At 57.9% G+C, this 18150-nt stretch carries 16 protein-coding genes and 3 pseudogenes; 12 read left to right on the plus strand and 7 right to left on the minus strand.

Annotated elements, in window-relative coordinates; genetic code table 11:
* The 7 genes and pseudogenes from JFU47_RS00025 to JFU47_RS00055 all read left to right on the plus strand — a co-directional run.
* Positions 1-191: EAL domain-containing protein (locus JFU47_RS00025; protein WP_201180116.1), on the plus strand; the 191-nt coding region annotated here is incomplete at its 5' end.
* A 162-nt stretch (positions 192-353) separates the two neighbouring features.
* A pseudogene (locus tag JFU47_RS33245) lies at positions 354-3354 on the plus strand (xanthine dehydrogenase family protein molybdopterin-binding subunit).
* Positions 3351-4157 carry an FAD binding domain-containing protein gene (locus tag JFU47_RS00035; protein ID WP_201180117.1) on the plus strand — a complete coding sequence of 269 codons (807 nt, stop codon included), beginning with the start codon at positions 3351-3353 and terminating at the stop codon, positions 4155-4157. Before JFU47_RS33245 ends, JFU47_RS00035 begins: the two are co-directional and overlap by 4 nt.
* 2 nt (positions 4158-4159) lie before the next feature.
* Positions 4160-4660 (plus strand): (2Fe-2S)-binding protein, encoded by a 501-nt coding sequence (locus JFU47_RS00040; RefSeq protein WP_201180118.1) that lies wholly within the window; start codon positions 4160-4162, stop codon positions 4658-4660.
* 5 nt (positions 4661-4665) lie between these two features.
* Positions 4666-6204: an AMP-binding protein gene (locus tag JFU47_RS00045; protein ID WP_201180119.1), complete on the plus strand. Its 1539-nt coding sequence runs from the start codon at positions 4666-4668 to the stop codon at positions 6202-6204.
* A gap of 19 nt (positions 6205-6223) precedes the next feature.
* A complete protein-coding gene (locus JFU47_RS00050; RefSeq protein WP_201180120.1) occupies positions 6224-7027 on the plus strand; it encodes an enoyl-CoA hydratase/isomerase family protein in 804 nt (267 codons plus the stop codon).
* A 185-nt stretch (positions 7028-7212) separates the two neighbouring features.
* Positions 7213-8565, plus strand: coding sequence for an MFS transporter (locus tag JFU47_RS00055; protein ID WP_201180121.1), 1353 nt, complete (start codon positions 7213-7215; stop codon positions 8563-8565).
* On the opposite strand, the gene JFU47_RS00060 is transcribed toward JFU47_RS00055, so the two are convergent.
* Positions 8558-9343, minus strand: a complete 786-nt coding sequence (locus JFU47_RS00060) for an alpha/beta fold hydrolase (RefSeq protein WP_201180122.1) — start codon at positions 9341-9343, stop codon at positions 8558-8560. The two genes, JFU47_RS00055 and JFU47_RS00060, sit on opposite strands and share 8 nt — an antisense overlap.
* 90 nt (positions 9344-9433) lie before the next feature.
* Here JFU47_RS00060 and JFU47_RS00065 point away from each other — a divergent pair, with 90 nt between their 5' ends.
* Positions 9434-10405 carry an XdhC family protein gene (locus tag JFU47_RS00065; protein ID WP_201180123.1) on the plus strand — a complete coding sequence of 324 codons (972 nt, stop codon included), beginning with the start codon at positions 9434-9436 and terminating at the stop codon, positions 10403-10405.
* Positions 10406-10594: 189 nt separating this feature from the next.
* On the plus strand, positions 10595-11449 hold the full coding sequence (locus JFU47_RS00070; protein ID WP_201180124.1) for a helix-turn-helix transcriptional regulator: 855 nt from the start codon (positions 10595-10597) through the stop codon (positions 11447-11449).
* Between the two features lie 103 nt (positions 11450-11552).
* On the opposite strand, the gene JFU47_RS00075 is transcribed toward JFU47_RS00070, so the two are convergent.
* The 3 genes from JFU47_RS00075 to JFU47_RS00085 all read right to left on the minus strand — a co-directional run bounded on the left by JFU47_RS00075 (position 11553) and on the right by JFU47_RS00085 (position 13370).
* A complete protein-coding gene (locus JFU47_RS00075; protein WP_201180125.1) occupies positions 11553-11843 on the minus strand; it encodes a DUF6388 family protein in 291 nt (96 codons plus the stop codon).
* 70 nt (positions 11844-11913) lie between these two features.
* On the minus strand, positions 11914-12666 hold the full coding sequence (locus JFU47_RS00080; RefSeq protein ID WP_207202825.1) for an SPOR domain-containing protein: 753 nt from the start codon (positions 12664-12666) through the stop codon (positions 11914-11916).
* Positions 12667-13064: 398 nt separating this feature from the next.
* On the minus strand, positions 13065-13370 hold the full coding sequence (locus tag JFU47_RS00085) for an alginate export family protein (protein ID WP_242485039.1): 306 nt from the start codon (positions 13368-13370) through the stop codon (positions 13065-13067).
* 2 nt (positions 13371-13372) lie between these two features.
* Here JFU47_RS00085 and JFU47_RS00090 point away from each other — a divergent pair.
* Positions 13373-14011: pseudogene (locus JFU47_RS00090) on the plus strand (LysR substrate-binding domain-containing protein); the annotation flags it as partial.
* Between the two features lie 24 nt (positions 14012-14035).
* Positions 14036-14215, plus strand: a pseudogene (locus tag JFU47_RS00095) (L-serine ammonia-lyase, iron-sulfur-dependent, subunit beta); the annotation flags it as partial.
* Positions 14216-14370: 155 nt separating this feature from the next.
* Here the strand turns inward: JFU47_RS00095 and JFU47_RS00100 are convergent.
* A complete protein-coding gene (locus JFU47_RS00100) occupies positions 14371-14637 on the minus strand; it encodes a hypothetical protein (protein WP_201180126.1) in 267 nt (88 codons plus the stop codon).
* A gap of 525 nt (positions 14638-15162) precedes the next feature.
* Here JFU47_RS00100 and JFU47_RS00105 point away from each other — a divergent pair.
* Positions 15163-15393, plus strand: a complete 231-nt coding sequence (locus JFU47_RS00105; protein ID WP_045060682.1) for a hypothetical protein — start codon at positions 15163-15165, stop codon at positions 15391-15393.
* Between the two features lie 339 nt (positions 15394-15732).
* Here JFU47_RS00105 and JFU47_RS00110 read toward each other — a convergent pair whose 3' ends face one another.
* Complete coding sequence (locus JFU47_RS00110; protein ID WP_201180127.1) at positions 15733-16746, minus strand: isocitrate dehydrogenase; 1014 nt, start codon at positions 16744-16746, stop codon at positions 15733-15735.
* A 488-nt stretch (positions 16747-17234) separates the two neighbouring features.
* A complete protein-coding gene (locus JFU47_RS00115) occupies positions 17235-17996 on the minus strand; it encodes a YoaK family protein (RefSeq protein ID WP_123366082.1) in 762 nt (253 codons plus the stop codon).
* Positions 17997-18150: the final 154 nt, after the last annotated feature.

The raw sequence follows: 18150 nt of genomic DNA on the forward strand, positions 1-18150 counted from the left end.
GATCACCAGGCATTATTTCCATGGCCCATCACCTCAGCCTGACGGTGGTCGCCGAAGGCGTGGAAACGGCGTCTCAGGTGGATTTCCTGAAGGGCAGTCGCTGCGATATTTTTCAGGGGTATTACTTTGCCAAACCGATGCCCTATGCAGAAATCGAAGCGTTCCTGAGCCAACCCGCATCCCATCCCTGACCGGCAGTTCTGCCGGGTCCCAGGCCTGAAAATCAGACGCAAAGGCAAATTTTCAGACTCCCGCGCAGAACTCCCTCTCCCCAGGCAAGGCGCTCCCTGCGCCTTTCTCACACACTCGGCTCTAACGCTATCGCGCTGCAATACAACAAGAGCCGCGAAAAAATGACTAGTTTAGAACCTGCTACCGAAAGCCAGACCGGCCACATTGGCGCCCGTCAGACCCGTGTCGAGGACGCCGCATTGTTGCGTGGCCTGGGCTGCTATGCCGATGACGCTGCGATCCCTCCGGGCACGCTACATGCGGCGATCATCCGTTCACCCCACGCTCATGCGCGGATTACCTCGGTGGACTTTTCCAGAGCGCTGCTGATGAAAGGCGTGCACGGCGTGCTGGTCGGCGAAGACGTCAAACGCTGGGCGCTGCCGTTTCCGGTGGGTGTGCGTCAGCCGATGGAGCACTGGTGCGTCGCCGTCGACAAGGTGCGTTATGTCGGAGAGCCGGTGGCCGTGGTGATCGCTGAGAGCCGCTACCTGGCCGAGGACGCCATCGAAGGTGTGCGCGTTGAATACGAGCCGCTGCCCCCGATCATCGATCCTGAACTGGCCACCGCCGAACAGGCGCCGATCCTGCACGAAGCTGTCGGCAGCAACGTGGTCAACGAACGGCGCTTTCGTTATGGCGAACCGGAGCAGGCCTTTGAACAGGCGCCGCACAAGGTCTCGCTCAAAGTGAAGTTTCCGCGCAGTTCCTGCACACCCATTGAATGCTATGTGGTGCTGGCTCAGTACGAGCGCGCCACCGGCATTTATGACGTGCTGGCCAATTTCCAGGGCCCCTATGCGTTGCACACGGTCATGGCCCGGGCGCTGAATGTGCCCGGCAACCGCTTGCGTTTGCGCACACCGAAAGATTCCGGCGGCAGCTTTGGCATCAAGCAAGGGGTTTTCCCTTACGTGGTGATGATGGGCCTGGCGTCACGCAAGGTCGGCGCACCGGTGAAGTGGGTCGAGGACCGTCTGGAACATCTTGCAGGGGGCTTCTTCGGCGACCAATCGGGTGACCGAAATTGAAGCGGCGGTAGAAGCAGATGGCCGCATTACCGCTTTGCGTTATGACCAGATCGACGATTGTGGTGCCTACCTGAGAGCACCCGAACCGGCGACGTTCTACCGCATGCACGGCAACCTGACGGGGGCCTATGCAATCCGCAATTTGCAAGTGCGCAACCGGGTGGTGCTGACCAACAAAACCCCTTCAGGCCTGAACCGTGGTTTTGGTGGCCCGCAGGTGTATTTTGCCCTGGAGCGGCTGCTGCAACACATCGCCGTGCAGTTGAAGCTTGATCCGTTGGACGTGATCCGCCGCAACCTGGTGCCGGCCGATGCCTTCCCTTATCGCGCGGCCGCCGGTGCGTTGCTCGACTCCGGCAATTACCAGGCAGGCATTGCCTTGGCGGCGGCTGATGGCGGTCTCGACGAGTTGCTCAAGCGTCGTGATCAGGCGCGTGCCGAAGGCCGAATCTATGGCATCGGTTATGCCGCCGTCATCGAACCCTCGATTTCCAACATGGGTTACATCACCACCGCGATGACGCCCGAAGAGCGACGCAAGGCCGGTCCGAAAAACGGCGCTGTCGCAACCGCAACCATCAACGTCGGCCCGCTGGGTGACGTCAGTGTGCACGTGTCCTCGGCACCGCAAGGGCAGGGCCATCAAACCACGGTCGCTCAGGTCGTCGCCGAAGTGCTCGGGGTTGCGCTGGAATCCATCGTGGTCAACGTCGAACTGGATACCCAGAAGGACGCTTGGTCGATTGCCTCGGGCAACTATTCCAGCCGTTTTGCCGGTGCTGTGGCTGGTGCCGTCTACAAGGCAGCGCTGAAGATCCGTGATCGCCTCGCCGCGATTGCCGCCGAGCAATTGCAGGCCTGTCCCGAGGATATTCGTTTCGCGGGCGGCAAGATTTTTGTGGTCAATGGCGGGGCGGTGGCGCCATTCCATCGGATTGCCGGTGCGACCCACTGGTCGCCGGGCCTGCTGCCGGAAGGTGAAAGCGGCGGTCTGCGCGAAACCGCCTTCTGGAGCCCGCCGCAATTGGTGGCACCGGACGACCAGGATCAGGTCAATAGCTCGCTGTGCTACGGCTTTGTCTTCGACATCTGTGGTCTGGAAATCGACCGCATGACCGGCGAGATCCACATCGATCGCTACGTCACCTGCCATGACGCTGGCCGCCTGCTCAACCCGGCGTTGGTCGATGGCCAGATTCGTGGTGGCTTCACCCAAGGCCTCGGCGCGGCGCTGATGGAAGAATTCGCCTACGGCGAGGACGGCAGCTTCCTCTCCGGGACCTTCGCCGATTATCTGGTGCCGACCGCACCGGAAGTGATCGAACCGGTGATCCTGCACATGGAAACGCCATCGCCATTCACCCCACTGGGCGCCAAGGGTGTAGGCGAGGGCAACAACATGAGCACGCCGGTGTGCATCGCCAACGCGGTGGCCGACGCCCTCGGTCGCTCGGACATCCGTCTGCCACTGACACCCTCGAAAGTACGCACGCTGATCGGCATCGACGAGCCGCCACGGCCCGCCGGCATGGAGCCCGATGAAAGCCTGGACGCGGCAGCTGCCGGTGGACCGGCACTGCGGGCCAACGACTCGGTGGTGATCCCTGCGTCGCCGCAACAGGTCTTCGATACCTTGCTCGACCCGCAGACGCTGGCGGCGATCATTCCCGGTTGCCACGACCTCGTGCTTGAAGGCGAAAACCGTTACCGCGCAGACGTCACCGTCGGCGTCGGCATGATCCGTGCGCGCTTCGAGGCCAAGGTTGCCTTGAGTGATCTGGACCCGCCGCATTCGTTGCGTCTGTCCGGATCCGGCAGCAGTTCGATGGGCTCGGCCCAGGGCCAGGCCAAGGTGCGTTTCGTCGAACTGGAAAATGGCCATACACGCCTGGAATACCAATACCAGGTGGCGGTCAGCGGCAAAGTTGCCGCGGTCGGCGGCCGTATGTTGCAAGGGGCCTCGAAAGTGATCATCGGACAAATCTTTACTCGCCTGTCGCAACGGGTCAGTGGCCAAGCCATCTCCACCGGCTGGTGGGCGCGCCTGCGTGCTTCGCTTGGCGCGCTGTTTGGCAAGGGAGGTGCGCAATGAAACCGGCTGCTTTCGACTACGTTCGGGCTGACACCCGTCGTCAGGTGGTTGAGTTGCTCGCCGAGTACGGCCAGGAAGCTCGCATCATCGCCGGTGGCCAATCGCTGATGGCGGTGCTGAACATGCGCCTGGCCCAACCCAAGTTGCTGATCGATATCAATCATGTGGCTGAGCTGGCCTATATCGAACTGCGCAAGGATTGCCTGGCGGTAGGTGCCGGGGTACGACAGGCGCAGTTGCTGGCGCGTTCGACCCTGATGGACGAGGTGCCTTTATTGGCACTGGCGATGCCCTGGATCGGTCACTTCCAGACGCGTAATCGCGGCACAGTCTGCGGTTCGGTGGCTCATGCCGACCCGAGCGCCGAGTTGCCGCTGTGCCTGGTGACGCTGGGCGGCGAGATCGTTCTAGAGTCGAAAAAAGGCAAGCGCATCGTCAAGGCTGCCGACTTCTTCCAAGGCATTCTCACCACCGACAAGCGTGCGGATGAACTGGTCGTCGAGGTGCGTTTTCCGCTCAAGCGCGAAGGCATCACCTATCGCTTCCGCGAAATCGCCATGCGCCACGGCGACTTTGCAATTGTCTCCCTGGCCGCGGCCATCGGCACGGACCAGGTCGAACTCGGCATCGGCGGGGTCGCCGACCGTCCGCAACGTCGCAGCCTGCCTCGGGGTGCGGCGCTGCCAGACGCGCTCAATCAAACCGCCTGGTCGCTCGATGCACAGGACGACGTGCAGGCCAGCGCTGCCTATCGCCGCCAACTGATTCGCGAGCTGGGTCATCAGCTGATCGAAGGAGTCTGAACATGCGTGTAACTGCCGACCAAACCTTTCCGATTCGCCTGGAACTCAATGGCCGCTCTCGCGAAGCACTGGCTGAACCGCGGACCCAACTCTGCGACTTCCTGCGCCACGACCTCGGTGCCACCGGTGTCCATGTCGGATGCGAACACGGTGTCTGCGGTGCCTGCACGGTGCTGGTGGACGGAGTCGCCATGCGTTCCTGCCTGATGCTCGCGGTACAGGGGCACGAGCGGCGTATCGAGACCGTCGAGTCCCTGGCCGACGACGACACACTGAGCGACCTGCAACAAGCCTTTCGCCGTCATCACGCCTTGCAGTGCGGCTTCTGCACTGCGGGCATTCTCATGTCCTGCGTGGATTTCCTCGAACGGGTACCCAACCCGGACGAGACCCAGGTACGCGACATGCTTTCGGGGCATTTATGTCGCTGCACGGGCTACACCGGCATCGTCCAGTCCGTGCTCGAAGTAGCTGCCCAGCGCCAAACGAACAAAGGGGAATAACAATAATGTTCGATCTCGGACGCAGCTTCCTAGCTGCCGTTGAACGCCGACCACACGCCGTGGGGGTCAGTGACGGTGCGTTGAAGAAAACCTATGAAGACTGGTTCGTCGATATCCAGAACGCAGCTCGGGGCTTGCAACGCCTCGGGCTGCAGCGGGGTGACCGACTGCTGGTAGCGATGCAGAACCGCTGGCAGATGGCGACTCTGCATTGGGCCTGTCAGTTTGCGGGCATCGTCATGACCCCGTTGAACTGGCGCTCGACTGCCGATGAGCTGGGCTACTGCATCGAAGATGCACAAATCCGTGCACTGGCTTACGACGACTCGACGGTGGCCGCGGTGGCCGGTTGCAGCGCCGCCACAAGGCTGCCACGGATTGCCGCCGGTCTGCGTGCCGCCGACACCGACCTGAGTTTCGAGGAACTGTGTTCGCAGACCCCGTCCGGAATCATTTTGCAGGCCGACGCCGAAGACTTTTCACTGCTGCTGTACACCTCCGGCACCACCAGCAAGCCCAAGGGGGTGCCCCGTCGGCACCGTTCCGAACGCGCCGCGGCGGTTGCCCACGTAGCGCAAAACCTCTACCGCCAGAGTGAATGCACGCTGGGTGTCATGCCGCTTTACCACACCATGGGCGTGCGCTCGTTGCTGTCCATGGCGCTGATCGACGGGCATTTTGTCTGTGTGCCGAAGTTCGACGTGGAAGCCACGCTGCAGGCCATCGAACGGGAAAAGGTCACCAACCTATACCTGGTGCCGACGCTCTACCACATGCTCATCGAACACCCGGCCTTTGCCCGCGAGCGAGTCGCCAGTGTGGAGAAAATCGGCTTTGCCGGTGCACCGATGAGCGACGGCTTGATGCGTCGCGTCGAGCAAGCGTTCCAGCCGCAATTGTTCGTCAATCATTACGGCAGCTCGGAGATTTACACCTTCACCATCGACCAGCAAGCCAGCCGCAAACCCGGTTCGTCAGGGCGCAGCGCAATGAACCAGCGAGTGCGGGTGGTGCCGATCGATGCTGAAACGGTGGACGTGCAGGTCAACCCATTGGAGGAGGGCCAGATCATCGCCGACCTGGCGAGTGACGAGGCGTTCGAAGGCTACCTGAACCGCCCCGAAGCGACCGCCAAGGCGTTGCGTGACGGATGGTATTTCACCGGTGACATCGGCTACTTCGATCTGGAGGGCGATCTGTTCGTCACGGGACGCGTCGATGACTTGATCATCACCGGTGGCGAAAACGTCAGCCCGGCGGAAATCGAAAACATGCTCTCTCTGCACCCGGCAGTGGAAGAAGTGGTGGTGGTCGGTCTGCCGGACGAGCAGTGGGGCAAGATCATTGCTGCGTTTATCAAGCTGCGCGCCGAGGTCTCGGAATGCGACCTCGATGCCCATTGCATCGCTTCGGGCCTGGCCAAATTCAAGCGGCCACGGCGTTACCAGTTCATCGATCAGATTCCCAAATCTCCAGTTGGCAAGGTCCTGCGGCGCGTGCTGCTGGCCCAATTTCAGGAACAGGCCTTGAAGGCCATCAGCTAATCATTCAGAGGACACTCCCATGCAACAACAAGCGATCCAGCAATTTCTCGACACTCAGTTCGATGGCTTCCAGGTTGAAGTCGATGTGTCCCGCGAGCGCGCTGACATCATCCTCAACCGGGCGCCGTTGAACGTCATTTCCATGGGGCAGCGCGATCAACTGCGCCTGGTCTTCGAAGCCCTCGACGCACACAAAGACGTTCGCGTCATCGTGCTGCGCTCGGTAGGTGAACACTTCTCCAGCGGCGGCGACATCAAGGGCTTCCTCGAAGCGTCGCCGGAGCACGTTTCGAAGCTGGCCTGGAACGTCGCGGCACCGGCACGTTGCGAAAAACCGGTGATCGTTGCCAACCGTGGTTACACCTTCGGCGTCGGTTTCGAACTGTCCCTGGCCTGCGATTTCCGCATTGCTTCGCAAACCACTCGCTACGCCTTGCCTGAGCAGAACCTGGGTCAGATCCCGGGCTCGGGTGGCTCCGCACGCCTGCAGAAAATCATCGGCATCACCCGCACCAAACACATGGTGATGCGCGCCAAACGCATCACGGGCGACCAGGCCTATGCCTGGGGTATCGCAACCGAGGTCGTGCCGGATACCGAACTGGAAAGCACCGTCGATGCGTTGGTCGATGAACTGCGCCGCTTCTCGCCGCTGGCTCAGCGCACGGCGAAAAAACTGATCAACGACAACGAAGATGCGCCGCTGACCGTCGCGATCGAAATGGAAGGTCACTGCTACAGCCGTCTGCGTAGTTCCAAGGACTTCAAGGAAGGCGTCGAAGCGTTTCACAGCAAGCGTACGGCCGTGTTCACCGGCGAGTAAATGCGTACCGGCGAGCAGGCCCGGGAGCACGTCGGCAACGGCGTGCGCCCCTACGGAGCAGGGCCTGCCGCCCCTTCAATGCAACTGAAAGGGCACATCAAGGTATCACCGCTGACCTGCTGATTACCCGCAACCCGCGCACCGGGATGCAGAACGTTTCGATTCACCGTTTGTGTGAGGCAACCATGACCACGACAACAACAATAACTGCATCACCCACCAGCGCCGCTATCGATACACCGCAGATTCCACCGGGCAAGGCCTTGCTTGCGGCATTTGCCTCGACATTCGGCTGGGCGCTGGATTTGTTTGACCTGTTCATTCTGCTCTATGTGGCGCCGATCATCGGCCGCCTGTTCTTCCCCTCGGACACCCCGACATTGTCGCTGGCTGCGGTATATGCCTCGTTCGCCGTGGCCTTGCTGGTGCGTCCGCTGGGCTCGGCGATCTTCGGCGCGTATGCCGACAAACACGGCCGCAAGCGTGCGTTGATGGTGTCGATGGTCGGCGTCGGTATTTCCACTGCACTGTTTGGCGCGTTGCCGACCATTCACCAGGTCGGGGTATTGGCCCCGATACTGTTTTTGGTATTGCGGGTGATTCAGGGCGTTTTCGTTGGCGGCATCGTCGCCTCCACTCACACCATTGGCACCGAATCCATCTCGCCGCGCTATCGCGGATTGATGTCCGGGTTGATCGGTGGCGCCGGCGCCGGCATGGGCGCGCTGTTGGCGTCAGTCACTTATCTGGTGTTGTCGGAGATTTTTACCGGGGAAGAATTTGACGTCTGGGGCTGGCGCTTCATGTTCTTCTGCGGCCTGCTCAGCACGTTTTTCGGTCTGGTGATGTTTCGTTACCTGGAAGAAACCCCGGTCTGGCAGCAACTGCAACAAGCCCGCAAAACCAAGGGGCCGGCAATAGTGGTCGTGTCGCCACTCACGCGTCTGTTCGGTCGCGAGTATCGCGGCGTGATGCTGGTCAATCTGCTGATTACGTTTGGAGGCGGTGCCACGTATTACCTGGCCTGCGGTTATTTGCCGACATTGCTCAACGTGGTCGCCAAAGTGCCCCATACGCAGACTTCGCAGATGCTCATGTACGGGTCGGTGGCGACAATTGTCGGAGCACTGGCCTTCGGCTACCTGAGTGACCTGATCGGTCGCAAGAAGACCTTTATGCTGCTGGGTGTGCTCAACCTTGTGAGCTTGCCGATGATGTTCCTCGGTGTCGCCGAGCCAGGCTCGCTGACCCGCACTGCGCTGTATTGCGTGGGCATCGCCTTCATGGGCGGGGCGATCATCGCGCCGATCCTGATCTTCCTCAACGAGCGCTTTGCCACCGAGCTGCGCGCCAGCGGCACCGGGTTGTCCTGGAACATCGGTTTCGCCCTCGGCGGAACCATGCCGACCTTTGTGTCCCTGGTCAGCAGCAGCCCGGCGCAGATCCCCATGGTGCTGGCGATTTTCGCTGCCGGGCTGTCGGTGATCTACCTGATTGGCAGCGTGGTGATTCCAGAAACCCAAGGCAATTTCAAATAAAGGCGGGCAGGCGCTCCAGGAATTCGCAGATCAGTTGCAAGGTCCGCCCGGTCGCTTCCGTTTGGGGAAAGTGCCGACAGTTATCCAGCAACACACAGCGGCACGGCCCAGGCACCTGCCGCTTGATGACCACCAGTTGCTCGGGCGTGGCGTAGTGGTCTTCGCGACCCTGAATGACCAGCAGCGGCTTTTCGATATAAGCCAACTGCGCTTCGAGATCGTCCAGGGAAAAGTCCGGGTGCAACCAGCTGTCGCTCCAGCCGTGAAAAGCGCCGTCGACATTCGTCCCATGGTGGCGTGCCAGGCGTTCGCGCAATTCGCCCTGATGCCAAACCTCGGTGGTATGGCGAATGCCATCGAGGCTCTCAGTCTCGACAATCACGTGAGGCGCCAGTGCAATGCTGCCCAACACGCGTGGATCGTTGGCGGCGGCATAGGCGAGGACGATGGATGCACCGTCACTGTGACCGAGCAAGACCACTTGCGGCAGTTGCAAGGCATCGAGCAATTGCCGCAGTTCACGAGGGCCGTCGCTGCTCAGGTAGTTCAGCGGACGCGGCAGGGTTACCGGGCTCGATTGCCCGTAACCCTGACGGCTGTAAGTGACCACACCGCAACCGCTGGCCTGGGCCAGGCGCAGGGGGAAGTCTTTCCATTGGTCGGCGCTGCCGAGGCCTTCGTGCAACAGCACCAGCGTCGGTCGCGACGGGTCAGCCGGAGGCCGTTGGCGATATTCCAGGCGCAGCGGCCCAAGTTGCAAAAACTGTTGTGGCGACATGTTAAATCAACGATTGAACAAGATTGCTCGAAGGTTACCGTAAACGTAACCCCGCATGCAGCACCACGCTTTGCTTGAGGTACAGAAAACATGCGTCATCTTGATGTTCAGGTGATCGACCAGGCCCTGCAATGGGCTCGCGCCGGGCAGGCCCAGTGGCTGTGCACGGTGCTCTCCACCTATGGCTCGGCGCCGCGTGCGCCGGGTGCGATGCTGGTGACCAATGGCACGGGCGAACACGTCGGCTCGCTGTCGGGTGGCTGCGTCGAAGAGGAGTTTCTCGACAGCCTGGCGCGCGGTGAATTACGCGAACCGGCGCAGATCGTCAGTTATGGCGACAGCGTCGAGCAACGCCACCGTCTACGATTGCCCTGTGGCGGCGTGCTGATCGTGCTGGTCGAGCACCGCGCTGCCAGTCTCGAATGGACTGCGCACCTGGAGAGTCTGCAAGCGGCGTTACTCGGCCAGCGCCGTCTGCTGCGTCACGTCGACCTGAGTAGCGGTGCCTTGCGCCTGGACGCAGACACCGGACACGGCAGCGAGCGGGTGCAAGTCGTCGACGAGACGGTGCGCATCAGTGTTGGCCCGGCGTTACGACTGATTCTGGCCGGGCTGTCGCCGGTCGCGGAAGTCTGCGCCAGTTTCGCCCGCGCCATCGGCTGCGAAGTCATCGCCTGCGACCCCCGGGAAGAGATGCTGCATATCCAGCTCGAAGGCGTGGAGATGCAACGCGTGCTGCCCTCGATGTTCATCGCCGCCGGTGGTTGCCATGCGGCGACCGCGGTGGTGGCGCTGACTCACGATCCACGAATCGATGATCTGGCGCTGATGGAAGCGGTGCACACTCCGGCGTTTTACATCGGCGCCATGGGGTCTCAGGCAACCTCGGCCAAACGCGCCGAGCGGCTCAAACGCATCGGTGGTCTGACGGATGAACAGATTGCCCGTTTGCACATGCCCATCGGCCTCGATCTGGGCAGCAAGGCCCCGGCGGAAATCGCTCTGGCGGTGGTGGCCGATATCCTGCGCGTTTATCACGGGAAAGAACGCCATGCCTTGTAAGGCGGTTTATCCGATGAGCGTGGGGGCTGCGAAAGTCGAGGTAGACCCTCAATCCTTCGCGCGCGATAGTAGCCAGCCACGTGTTGCTGAACCATTGAGTGACCGCCGGGGTCCAGAAACACATAGACGCCGCGATAATCCTGCATTGTGGCCGAAAACAATATTACTTCTAGCGAGCGGAGGAATCTGATGTCGATTGCCCAACGGGTTTTCCACGGCAGGTTTGGCCGGGTCGCCTTGCTGAATATGGATCGTTCGCTGGTCACCCACACCCATTCCGAATGCCATGTGCTGGTCAAAGTGTCTGGCGAAGACACTTACTTCAACGTCAACGGTCGGCGGGTTCCGCTCAGCGATCGCACGGCGGTGCTGGTCAACGCCTGGGAGCCGCATTTCTACGATCCGCAGCCGGGTGCCGGTGCCACCGTAATCCTGGCGCTCTACATCGAGCCCGCCTGGCTGGCCACTGCCCAGCAGTCGCTGGCGCTCAGCAGTCGGCCGGACTTTTTTGCCCAGTCGTGCATCGAACTGTCGAGCCGTAATCGCACCTTGGCCGACATCCTGGTCGCCGAAGCGCATGGCTGCGGGATCGTGCCGAAAGAGCGCATGGAATTCATGCTGTTCGACTTCCTGATCGAACTGATCGAGGACTTTTCCAGCTGGCGGCATTTGTCGCTACTGGGTGCGCCGAGCTCCGGTGAGTTTCGGGATGCGCGCGTGCGCCGTGGCACCGCCTGGTTGCTTGAGCACCTCGATGATCCGAACCCGATCGACAATGCCGCGCGGGCTTGTGGTCTGTCTCGGGCGCACTTCTTTGCGCTGTTCAAGAAAGATACCGGCATGACGCCGACCCTGTTGCTTAACGACGCGCGCATGCGCCGGGCTTTTGCCTGGCTGGAGCGAGAGCGCAGTGGGACGTTGGGCCTGTTGTCGGAGAACCTCGGGTTCTCCGAGCAAGGCCATTTCACACGGTTTTTCCGTCAACACATCGGAGCTTCTCCCAGCCAATATCGGCGTGTAGTGGATTGTTATGCGACGGTTTGAGCCGAGAGGAGGGCGGGGGGATTGGGCAACCCTCCCGCCTATGAAGTTAGTCTTTCATCTTGAAACTGGCGGCTTGTATAGGCTGCGAAAGTTGTAGGGTCTACTAATCGTCCAGAAAGTCATAAATCTCTTTCATGCGTTCTTCACGCATCAACTCAAGCTCTTCCTTAGTGTCGGCCACCCACTGCAGAATGAAGTCCCAGCAATCGCAGTCGTGAGCGTCTGCTTCTGCTTCAAATGCTTCTTGCAGAAATTTCAGGCGATATTCTTCCGGCGACAGCCCGCAGTTTTCGGCAAGGCTGTAGTTCAGCTCGCTGAGCTTAAGTTGGATCCATAAGTTGGCGGCCAGGAACTTTTTCAGGGCGAGTTCGGCTCTAAGTTCTTTTGCAATCATGAATGCTCTCTTGTGTCATAAAATAAGTAGCCGTTTGTTTGAGGTCGGTGCAGCGCTAAATCGGGCTATGTCAATTTCCCGCCATCATCCATCCTCTAACGCCATGACTTTCACTCAACTCTTTCACGACTCGAGCCGCGTCCTGCTTCTGTTTATAGGGGCCGATGACGACAAAGTTGTTTTCTTTACGCGCTACCGGCAACTCCAGCTGCTTAATGGCTTTTGTGGCGCGATGACGGTTGGGTGTGTTCAACGCTATTTCGATCACCCACAAGCCGGATGAAGGCGTGGCTGAAGCGGGTTTTGCAGTGTGGGAAATGAAGCCGCCGCACGTCAAACACGGGCGTTCCAGCGTGATTAGCGCGCCTGGCACGGTGCGAAAGACGTGCCATTGCGGATCAATGGTTTTTTTGCGGGCGAATACGGCCAAGAGCAGGCCGGTAACAGTGATCAGACCGCTGAGAATAATCGTCCATTTGTGTGCCTGTGCGGGCAATGAAGGCAGCGTAAGTGCTGGAGTTTCGTCTGGCTTTTCGACCAAAAACTGTACGGCGTCAGCCTCCGTTGAATCGGGTATGTGGGATCCGTTTTTCGCAAGGGGCGTGAGCCCGTCGGAATGTTTTGTACTGAGCTCTGTCACAACTTTATTAGCGGTGTCATCGATGAGTTGTTCGAACTTTGTCACTTTTTGCTGGAGGTATGAATTGTCGACGTTATTTTGACAAATGGGTCCTGTGGACGTGTAGGTCCATAGTAGTGCTGATAGTTGCCCCAAAACGCCAGTTACCAGGAAGCTCAAGCCAAGCTTTCGCACAGCGGCCATCTCCAAATCAAGTGAATAGTTATTTGTCCCATTTGTTTCTGATAAACAGGGTTCTATTGTTGATCCTGGGATGGTCTAAATTCTTGAGCGCGTCAGTGTGCCAAAGAGCCAAAGCTAGTTGGCTGCTTTTTGTTGTTTGAAAGAACATCGGGCATGCACTTTATAGACTGTTGGTTGACGAAAAAGACTCAGGTGATCGAAAAAAAACCGTATCAGATGGATTTGAGGGTGATCCATTAAAACGCTTGTATTCAAGGTGAACATCGAGGCCAAAGCACCTTACTGTCGGAAAGCCTCGATGATTCACCGATATCAATCTGGTGCGCGCAGTCAACGTCTTTGTCGACGGCAAATTTAATGAATTGCCGAGCGGCGTTCCTGCCGGATGTTCTTGATGCCTAAAAGCGAAACGTGGAGCGCAGCACCAGTATTTGCGAGTTGTTGCCGCCGGCGCTTTTGATCGCCGAACCGATGTCGTAGAACAAATAGTCGAGGTCAACGGAAACGTTAGCGGTCGGCGTCCAATTGGCGTTGGCCTGATACAGGGTGCCCAAGCGTTTTCCGCTGCTGGTGGTTGTTCCGGGGGCTGTGGTCATGCCTGGCAAATAGACGCCGTCATCGTTGCTTTCTCGCCACGCAGCAAATATGCCCGGTTCGAAACGGAACCTGTTGAAGGGAGAGAACCTGAGTGTCGGGCCTACCAGGCGTTAAAACAATTCTTGGCGAAGTTGCCGGTGCCACGGCGATGTTTTCGTCCCCACGTTCAATCCTGCGTGGTCGATTACGCGTCGATATCCCCACCGCGTTTTCGCAGCCTGGGCTGATCGAGAGCTTGCGAGCATTTTCCACCATCTATCCTGCAATCGAACTGGCCCTGGGGGTCACCGATAGAACCGTCGATCTGGTCGCAGAAGGTGTGGACTGTGCGCTGAGAATCGGCGAGTTACCAAGTTCAAGCCTCGTAGCCCGTCGCATCGGGATGGCTACCATGATCACCTGCGCGGTGCCGCGATACCTGGATGAACACGGCGAGCCCAAGACCTTGGAGGATCTAAGCGCGCACCGCGGCGTGACATTTCTCTCTGGGCAAAACCAGCGCCCGCTGGCTTGGCAATTTATGGATGAGGGGCGCGAGCATTCCCACATCAGTCGCCAGGGCATCACCGTCAACGAGTCAAACGCCTATGTCGAGTGTGGCGTCGCGGGCTTCGGCATACTTCAGGCCCCAGGCATTACTCTGGACCGTTTTCTAGCCGACGGAACATTGGTTGAGGTGTTGCGTGCCTATCGTCCGCATCCAAGACCCGTATCGGTGCTATACCCCAGCCGCTCGCACCTGGCGCCGCACAGACCCGGTAACTGTCAGATCAATGCCATGGGCTCGGTGAAGGCCATCAACGCCGCGCGCCTTGCTTTGCGTGGTGATGGGCAGCATTTCGTCTCGCTCGACAAGGTGATCCGCACCATGCGTCAAACGGGAGCAGACATGAAAAGCAAGTACAAGGAAACCGCGCGAGGCGGTCTGGCGGTGAACATTATCGAATGCTGAATCAGGTGATACCCGAGGGCAGAGTGATCTGCCCTAATCCAAGAACAGCTCGAACATGAGCTGCCGCAACCACCGAGAAAATTACCTTTTTCCCAAGGGTCAATTTTCAATCGGCAGGGTGGGTCAGTTTTCAATTAGCGCCGACATGAAGCCCTCTATTCAGTTTTAAGTGTTGATACAAATGCAACCAGCGAAGGATCTTTTTCAGCATTTTGCTTGTGCCTGCCGATGAAAATCCACTCGTCCTCTGTCCAAAGAATTCGTGCTGTTTTGGGTGCTTTGCAGTCAAACACAACCTGATAGATTTTCGTTTCTCGCTGCTGGACGACGACGCATTGCTCAAAGGAAACCAGCAATCGCTGCCCGGGTTCCAGAGTTGGCGCATTGAGCGGAACACACATATTGATTTCTGTTTTTCGCATGATGACTTTCGTCCTTAAAATTCAGAAACCGTAGGCGGTAAATCAAAAGCAAATGCGATCCGTTGCGGCGAGGAACTCATCTCATGCGTTTGAGCATGACGCCATATGTGCACTTCAAGGTGCAATCATCTCGGTCAAATAAGTCACTTTGGACCCGTACAGAGAATTACCTTCAAAGCATGGCGCTGATAGCTCATTGTTGATCGCGAGAGCTTTTTTTTGGCCCGGTTTTGTTCTCGATCTGGCCGTCAGAGCCTTTTATCACTTGAAGTTCACCCGCAAGGTCGTGTGCGTTCAAAGACAAAGCATCGGGCGGGGCCGCTCCGGCCGGCGTGCCTCATGGGTTAGGTGGTTCTGCTCATGACTAGCCTCCGAGGGCTCATATGTGCATAATATTATCATGCAGTGATAATAGAAAGGCAATCTGCTCGCCCTTGCCTCAGGCTGGGACGAAGTTTTTTGCTCAATTGCAGGGAGGCAAAATCACGCATGAGAACGGAAATACGTGAGCGCTTGGAGAGCTGCATGAAACGTGAGGACGTAAAAATCAAACACGCTGAAGGTATTCAGTTTGACACCCATTTAATCGCCAATCCGGCCAACACCCAGGAGTGGATTGCCTTCTTTAAAAAGGAAGCAGGGCGAAGCTTTTTCCTGGTCAATGACAACGAAGAGATTGAACCCTTCCGACACCTTGATGATTTGATTCATGAACTGCGTGAAATCGGTATCAAGGTTGCTGAAATTCATTTTTGAATTCTTTTTCCCTGGAGTGTCGTCATGTCTGTCAGGGTCGAACATCTGTCTAGTCAGAGTGAAGATCTATGGTCCGTGTGTGTAGGTGCCCGGCGAATTCAGTTCCGCAATGAGCAGGGCGCAAAAGACTACGCGGCAAAGTTGAAAGAACGTATTGACGCTCCGCATCTATACCCTTATGCGGCGCCGATAATCGATGACAGAAATAGCAGTCAGTAATTAAATGTTAAGCCCTTGTTTTATTTTAAAGATTGAAGCAGATGGTCCTGGTCACTAATGATGGCTTCGAGGTCTTGATATAAAAACGCCAGCTCTGACTGAGCTGGCGATTACATCTACCTAGTCACGCAAGTAGGCCACCAAGGCGTCAGCGAAGGACTCAGTCGTACCGGTTCCCCCCATATCCGGTGTCACTTGATCGCAGGAGGTTTGCAGGACAACGCGGATAGCGGTACGGATGCGTGTCCCTTTGTCTACCATGTTTAGGTGATCAAGCATGTCCGCAGCCGCCAACAACAATGCACAGGGGTTCGCGATGTTCTTGCCCGCGATGTCCGGTGCCGAACCGTGGACCGCTTCGAAGATGGCCGCATCGACGCCGATGTTAGACCCGGGCGCCAAGCCCAATCCGCCCACAAGGCCTGCGCACAGGTCTGAAAGGATGTCACCAAACAGGTTGGTGGTGACAATGACGTCGAATTGATGGGGATTCATCACCAACTGCATACAGGCGTTATCGACGATCATCTCGTGAAATTCGATCTCCGGATATTCCGCCGCGACCTCACGCGCAACCTCAAGAAACAAACCGGAGCAAGACTTGATGATATTGGCCTTGTGCACCGCGGTAACTTTCTTACGGCCTTTGCTACGAGCCAGCTCGAACGCGTATCGCACGATGCGTTCGGAGGCTGTGCGTGTGACGCGAATGCTCGCCAAAGCGACTTCACCGTCTGCTGAAATACTTTGTCCTTCGGGTAAGTACGCCCCCTCGGTATTTTCGCGCACCGTGATGATGTCGATATCTTCGAAGCGCGAACGGGTACCTGGGAAACTGATCGCTGGTCGGACATTGGCGTAGAGATCGAAATGGCGGCGAAGGTGAACGTTGATCGATGAGAACCCACGTCCAATCGGTGTCGTCAGAGGGCCTTTAAGTGCGACGCCATGTTTGGCGATCGTGTCGATGGAGGCGGGTGGCATCAACTGCCCATGTTGCTGCAGCGCCTCCAGGCCGGCCTCTACGAAGTCGTAGCGAAGATTGCAGTCAAGGGCATCGAGTACGCGTAGCGTCGCTTGCATGATCTCAGGGCCGATGCCGTCGCCCTTGATGATTGCGATTGTTCTGCTCATGGTCTCTTCCTTAACAGGGCTTTGTCAGCCTGCTGTATTGATTGGGTCATTGAGACTGGTGTCACGAGTCTGCTGATAGGCGTTGATGGTCTGACGGCTTTCACCGCGCCAGTGTGCTGTGTTTCATCCTCCGCGCCGTGACTGCGCAGGTCATCGCGGATCAAATGACGGGCGTCTTGAGAGGGTGTCAGATCTCGCGCCGCACAGAACTACTCGAGGATGCTGCTGCTACGGGGCGAGCTACCGGGTCAAGCGTGCCGTCATTGCTTCTGTGAATATGCGCATTACGTTAACATACAATGATAATGCATTGCGGTGACAAGGAGCGTTTTCGTCTTGAGGCGGTAAGGTGTTTGGACGTCTGTGCGTTACATGTTGAGGTGGCTTTCAGGCAGGAATAAAAGAGCACGAATTGTGGCTCGAATCGTTCTGGTAGTCGTACCGCCAGGCCAAAACCAGCGGACTCGCGCTCATCAAAAGTCGTTGGCTCACTTTCGTATGACGCGGCGGACAAAAAGCCTGACGTCATCAAAGGCGGGCACGATTGCCAGCGTCACCAGAACCATCGCGAGCGGTACCGTTGAGATGTAACCAATGTGTTTGAAGCCAAATGCACCCACCACGCCGCCGAAGAAGAAATTCAGTGCGAGCAGTATCAGTATTTTGAGCCGGGTCCGATTGGCGAGAACTTTTGGATGGGTCGATGTGCTGACGGCATTCCAATAAAACAGTTTTCCAAACTCGATACCGATATCCGTGATGATGCCGGTGATGTGAGTCGTTCGGATTTCTGCTTTGGAAATTTTGGTGATCACCGCATTTTGTAGACCCATGATGAAACACAGCAGCATCACGGTGACGGACACGAACAAACCATCCACGGTGGAAAGCTGAGCGCCCATAAATCCAAAGCAGATGAGCAGAAAGGCTTCGAACAGGAGGGGCACTGCAAATTCACTGTGCAACCGTCTGCGTCGGGAGTAATTGACCATGACTGCAGAGCACGCAGCCCCAACCAGAAAGGACAACAATGCGCCGGCGCCACTAAGCACCAGGTCGTAGGCTCCCAGTACACTGTTGTCTGCCATCGAAGAGACGATGCCTGTCATGTGTGAGGTGTACTGATGCACTGCCAGGAAACCGCCAGCGTTGATTGCTCCCGCGACGAAGGCCAAGGCAAACCCCAGATGTCGGTTTGCGGTTGTGGTACGCCTTCGCCCGGTGAGGCTCCTGACATATTTGATCGGCATTTATTCACCCTTGTCTCAAAGGTATGAAAAGCAAAAAAGCCAACCGATTACGCATATCTGATATCACCGGGTTCTCGCGATTTAGACGGGTCTGCTCATTAAGTGTTGAAGCCGCTGTTGTTTCTTCTGATCGGTGAACAGGATCGTCTGCTGG

The sequence above is a fragment of the Pseudomonas sp. TH39(2020) genome (assembly GCF_016650715.1).
Classification (GTDB): Bacteria; Pseudomonadota; Gammaproteobacteria; order Pseudomonadales; family Pseudomonadaceae; genus Aquipseudomonas; species Aquipseudomonas mandelii_C.

What these genes read in the sequence shown, in the direction of transcription:
- JFU47_RS00035 (WP_201180117.1), top strand. Translation starts at nt 3,351, where the DNA reads ATGAAACCGGCTGCTTTCGACTACGTTCGGGCTGACACCCGTCGTCAG.
- JFU47_RS00040 (WP_201180118.1), top strand. Translation starts at nt 4,160, where the DNA reads ATGCGTGTAACTGCCGACCAAACCTTTCCGATTCGCCTGGAACTCAAT.
- JFU47_RS00045 (WP_201180119.1), top strand. Translation starts at nt 4,666, where the DNA reads ATGTTCGATCTCGGACGCAGCTTCCTAGCTGCCGTTGAACGCCGACCA.
- JFU47_RS00050 (WP_201180120.1), top strand. Translation starts at nt 6,224, where the DNA reads ATGCAACAACAAGCGATCCAGCAATTTCTCGACACTCAGTTCGATGGC.
- JFU47_RS00055 (WP_201180121.1), top strand. Translation starts at nt 7,213, where the DNA reads ATGACCACGACAACAACAATAACTGCATCACCCACCAGCGCCGCTATC.
- JFU47_RS00060 (WP_201180122.1), bottom strand. Translation starts at nt 9,343, where the DNA reads ATGTCGCCACAACAGTTTTTGCAACTTGGGCCGCTGCGCCTGGAATAT.
- JFU47_RS00065 (WP_201180123.1), top strand. Translation starts at nt 9,434, where the DNA reads ATGCGTCATCTTGATGTTCAGGTGATCGACCAGGCCCTGCAATGGGCT.
- JFU47_RS00070 (WP_201180124.1), top strand. Translation starts at nt 10,595, where the DNA reads ATGTCGATTGCCCAACGGGTTTTCCACGGCAGGTTTGGCCGGGTCGCC.
- JFU47_RS00075 (WP_201180125.1), bottom strand. Translation starts at nt 11,843, where the DNA reads ATGATTGCAAAAGAACTTAGAGCCGAACTCGCCCTGAAAAAGTTCCTG.
- JFU47_RS00080 (WP_207202825.1), bottom strand. Translation starts at nt 12,666, where the DNA reads ATGGCCGCTGTGCGAAAGCTTGGCTTGAGCTTCCTGGTAACTGGCGTT.
- JFU47_RS00100 (WP_201180126.1), bottom strand. Translation starts at nt 14,637, where the DNA reads ATGCGAAAAACAGAAATCAATATGTGTGTTCCGCTCAATGCGCCAACT.
- JFU47_RS00105 (WP_045060682.1), top strand. Translation starts at nt 15,163, where the DNA reads ATGAAACGTGAGGACGTAAAAATCAAACACGCTGAAGGTATTCAGTTT.
- JFU47_RS00110 (WP_201180127.1), bottom strand. Translation starts at nt 16,746, where the DNA reads ATGAGCAGAACAATCGCAATCATCAAGGGCGACGGCATCGGCCCTGAG.
- JFU47_RS00115 (WP_123366082.1), bottom strand. Translation starts at nt 17,996, where the DNA reads ATGCCGATCAAATATGTCAGGAGCCTCACCGGGCGAAGGCGTACCACA.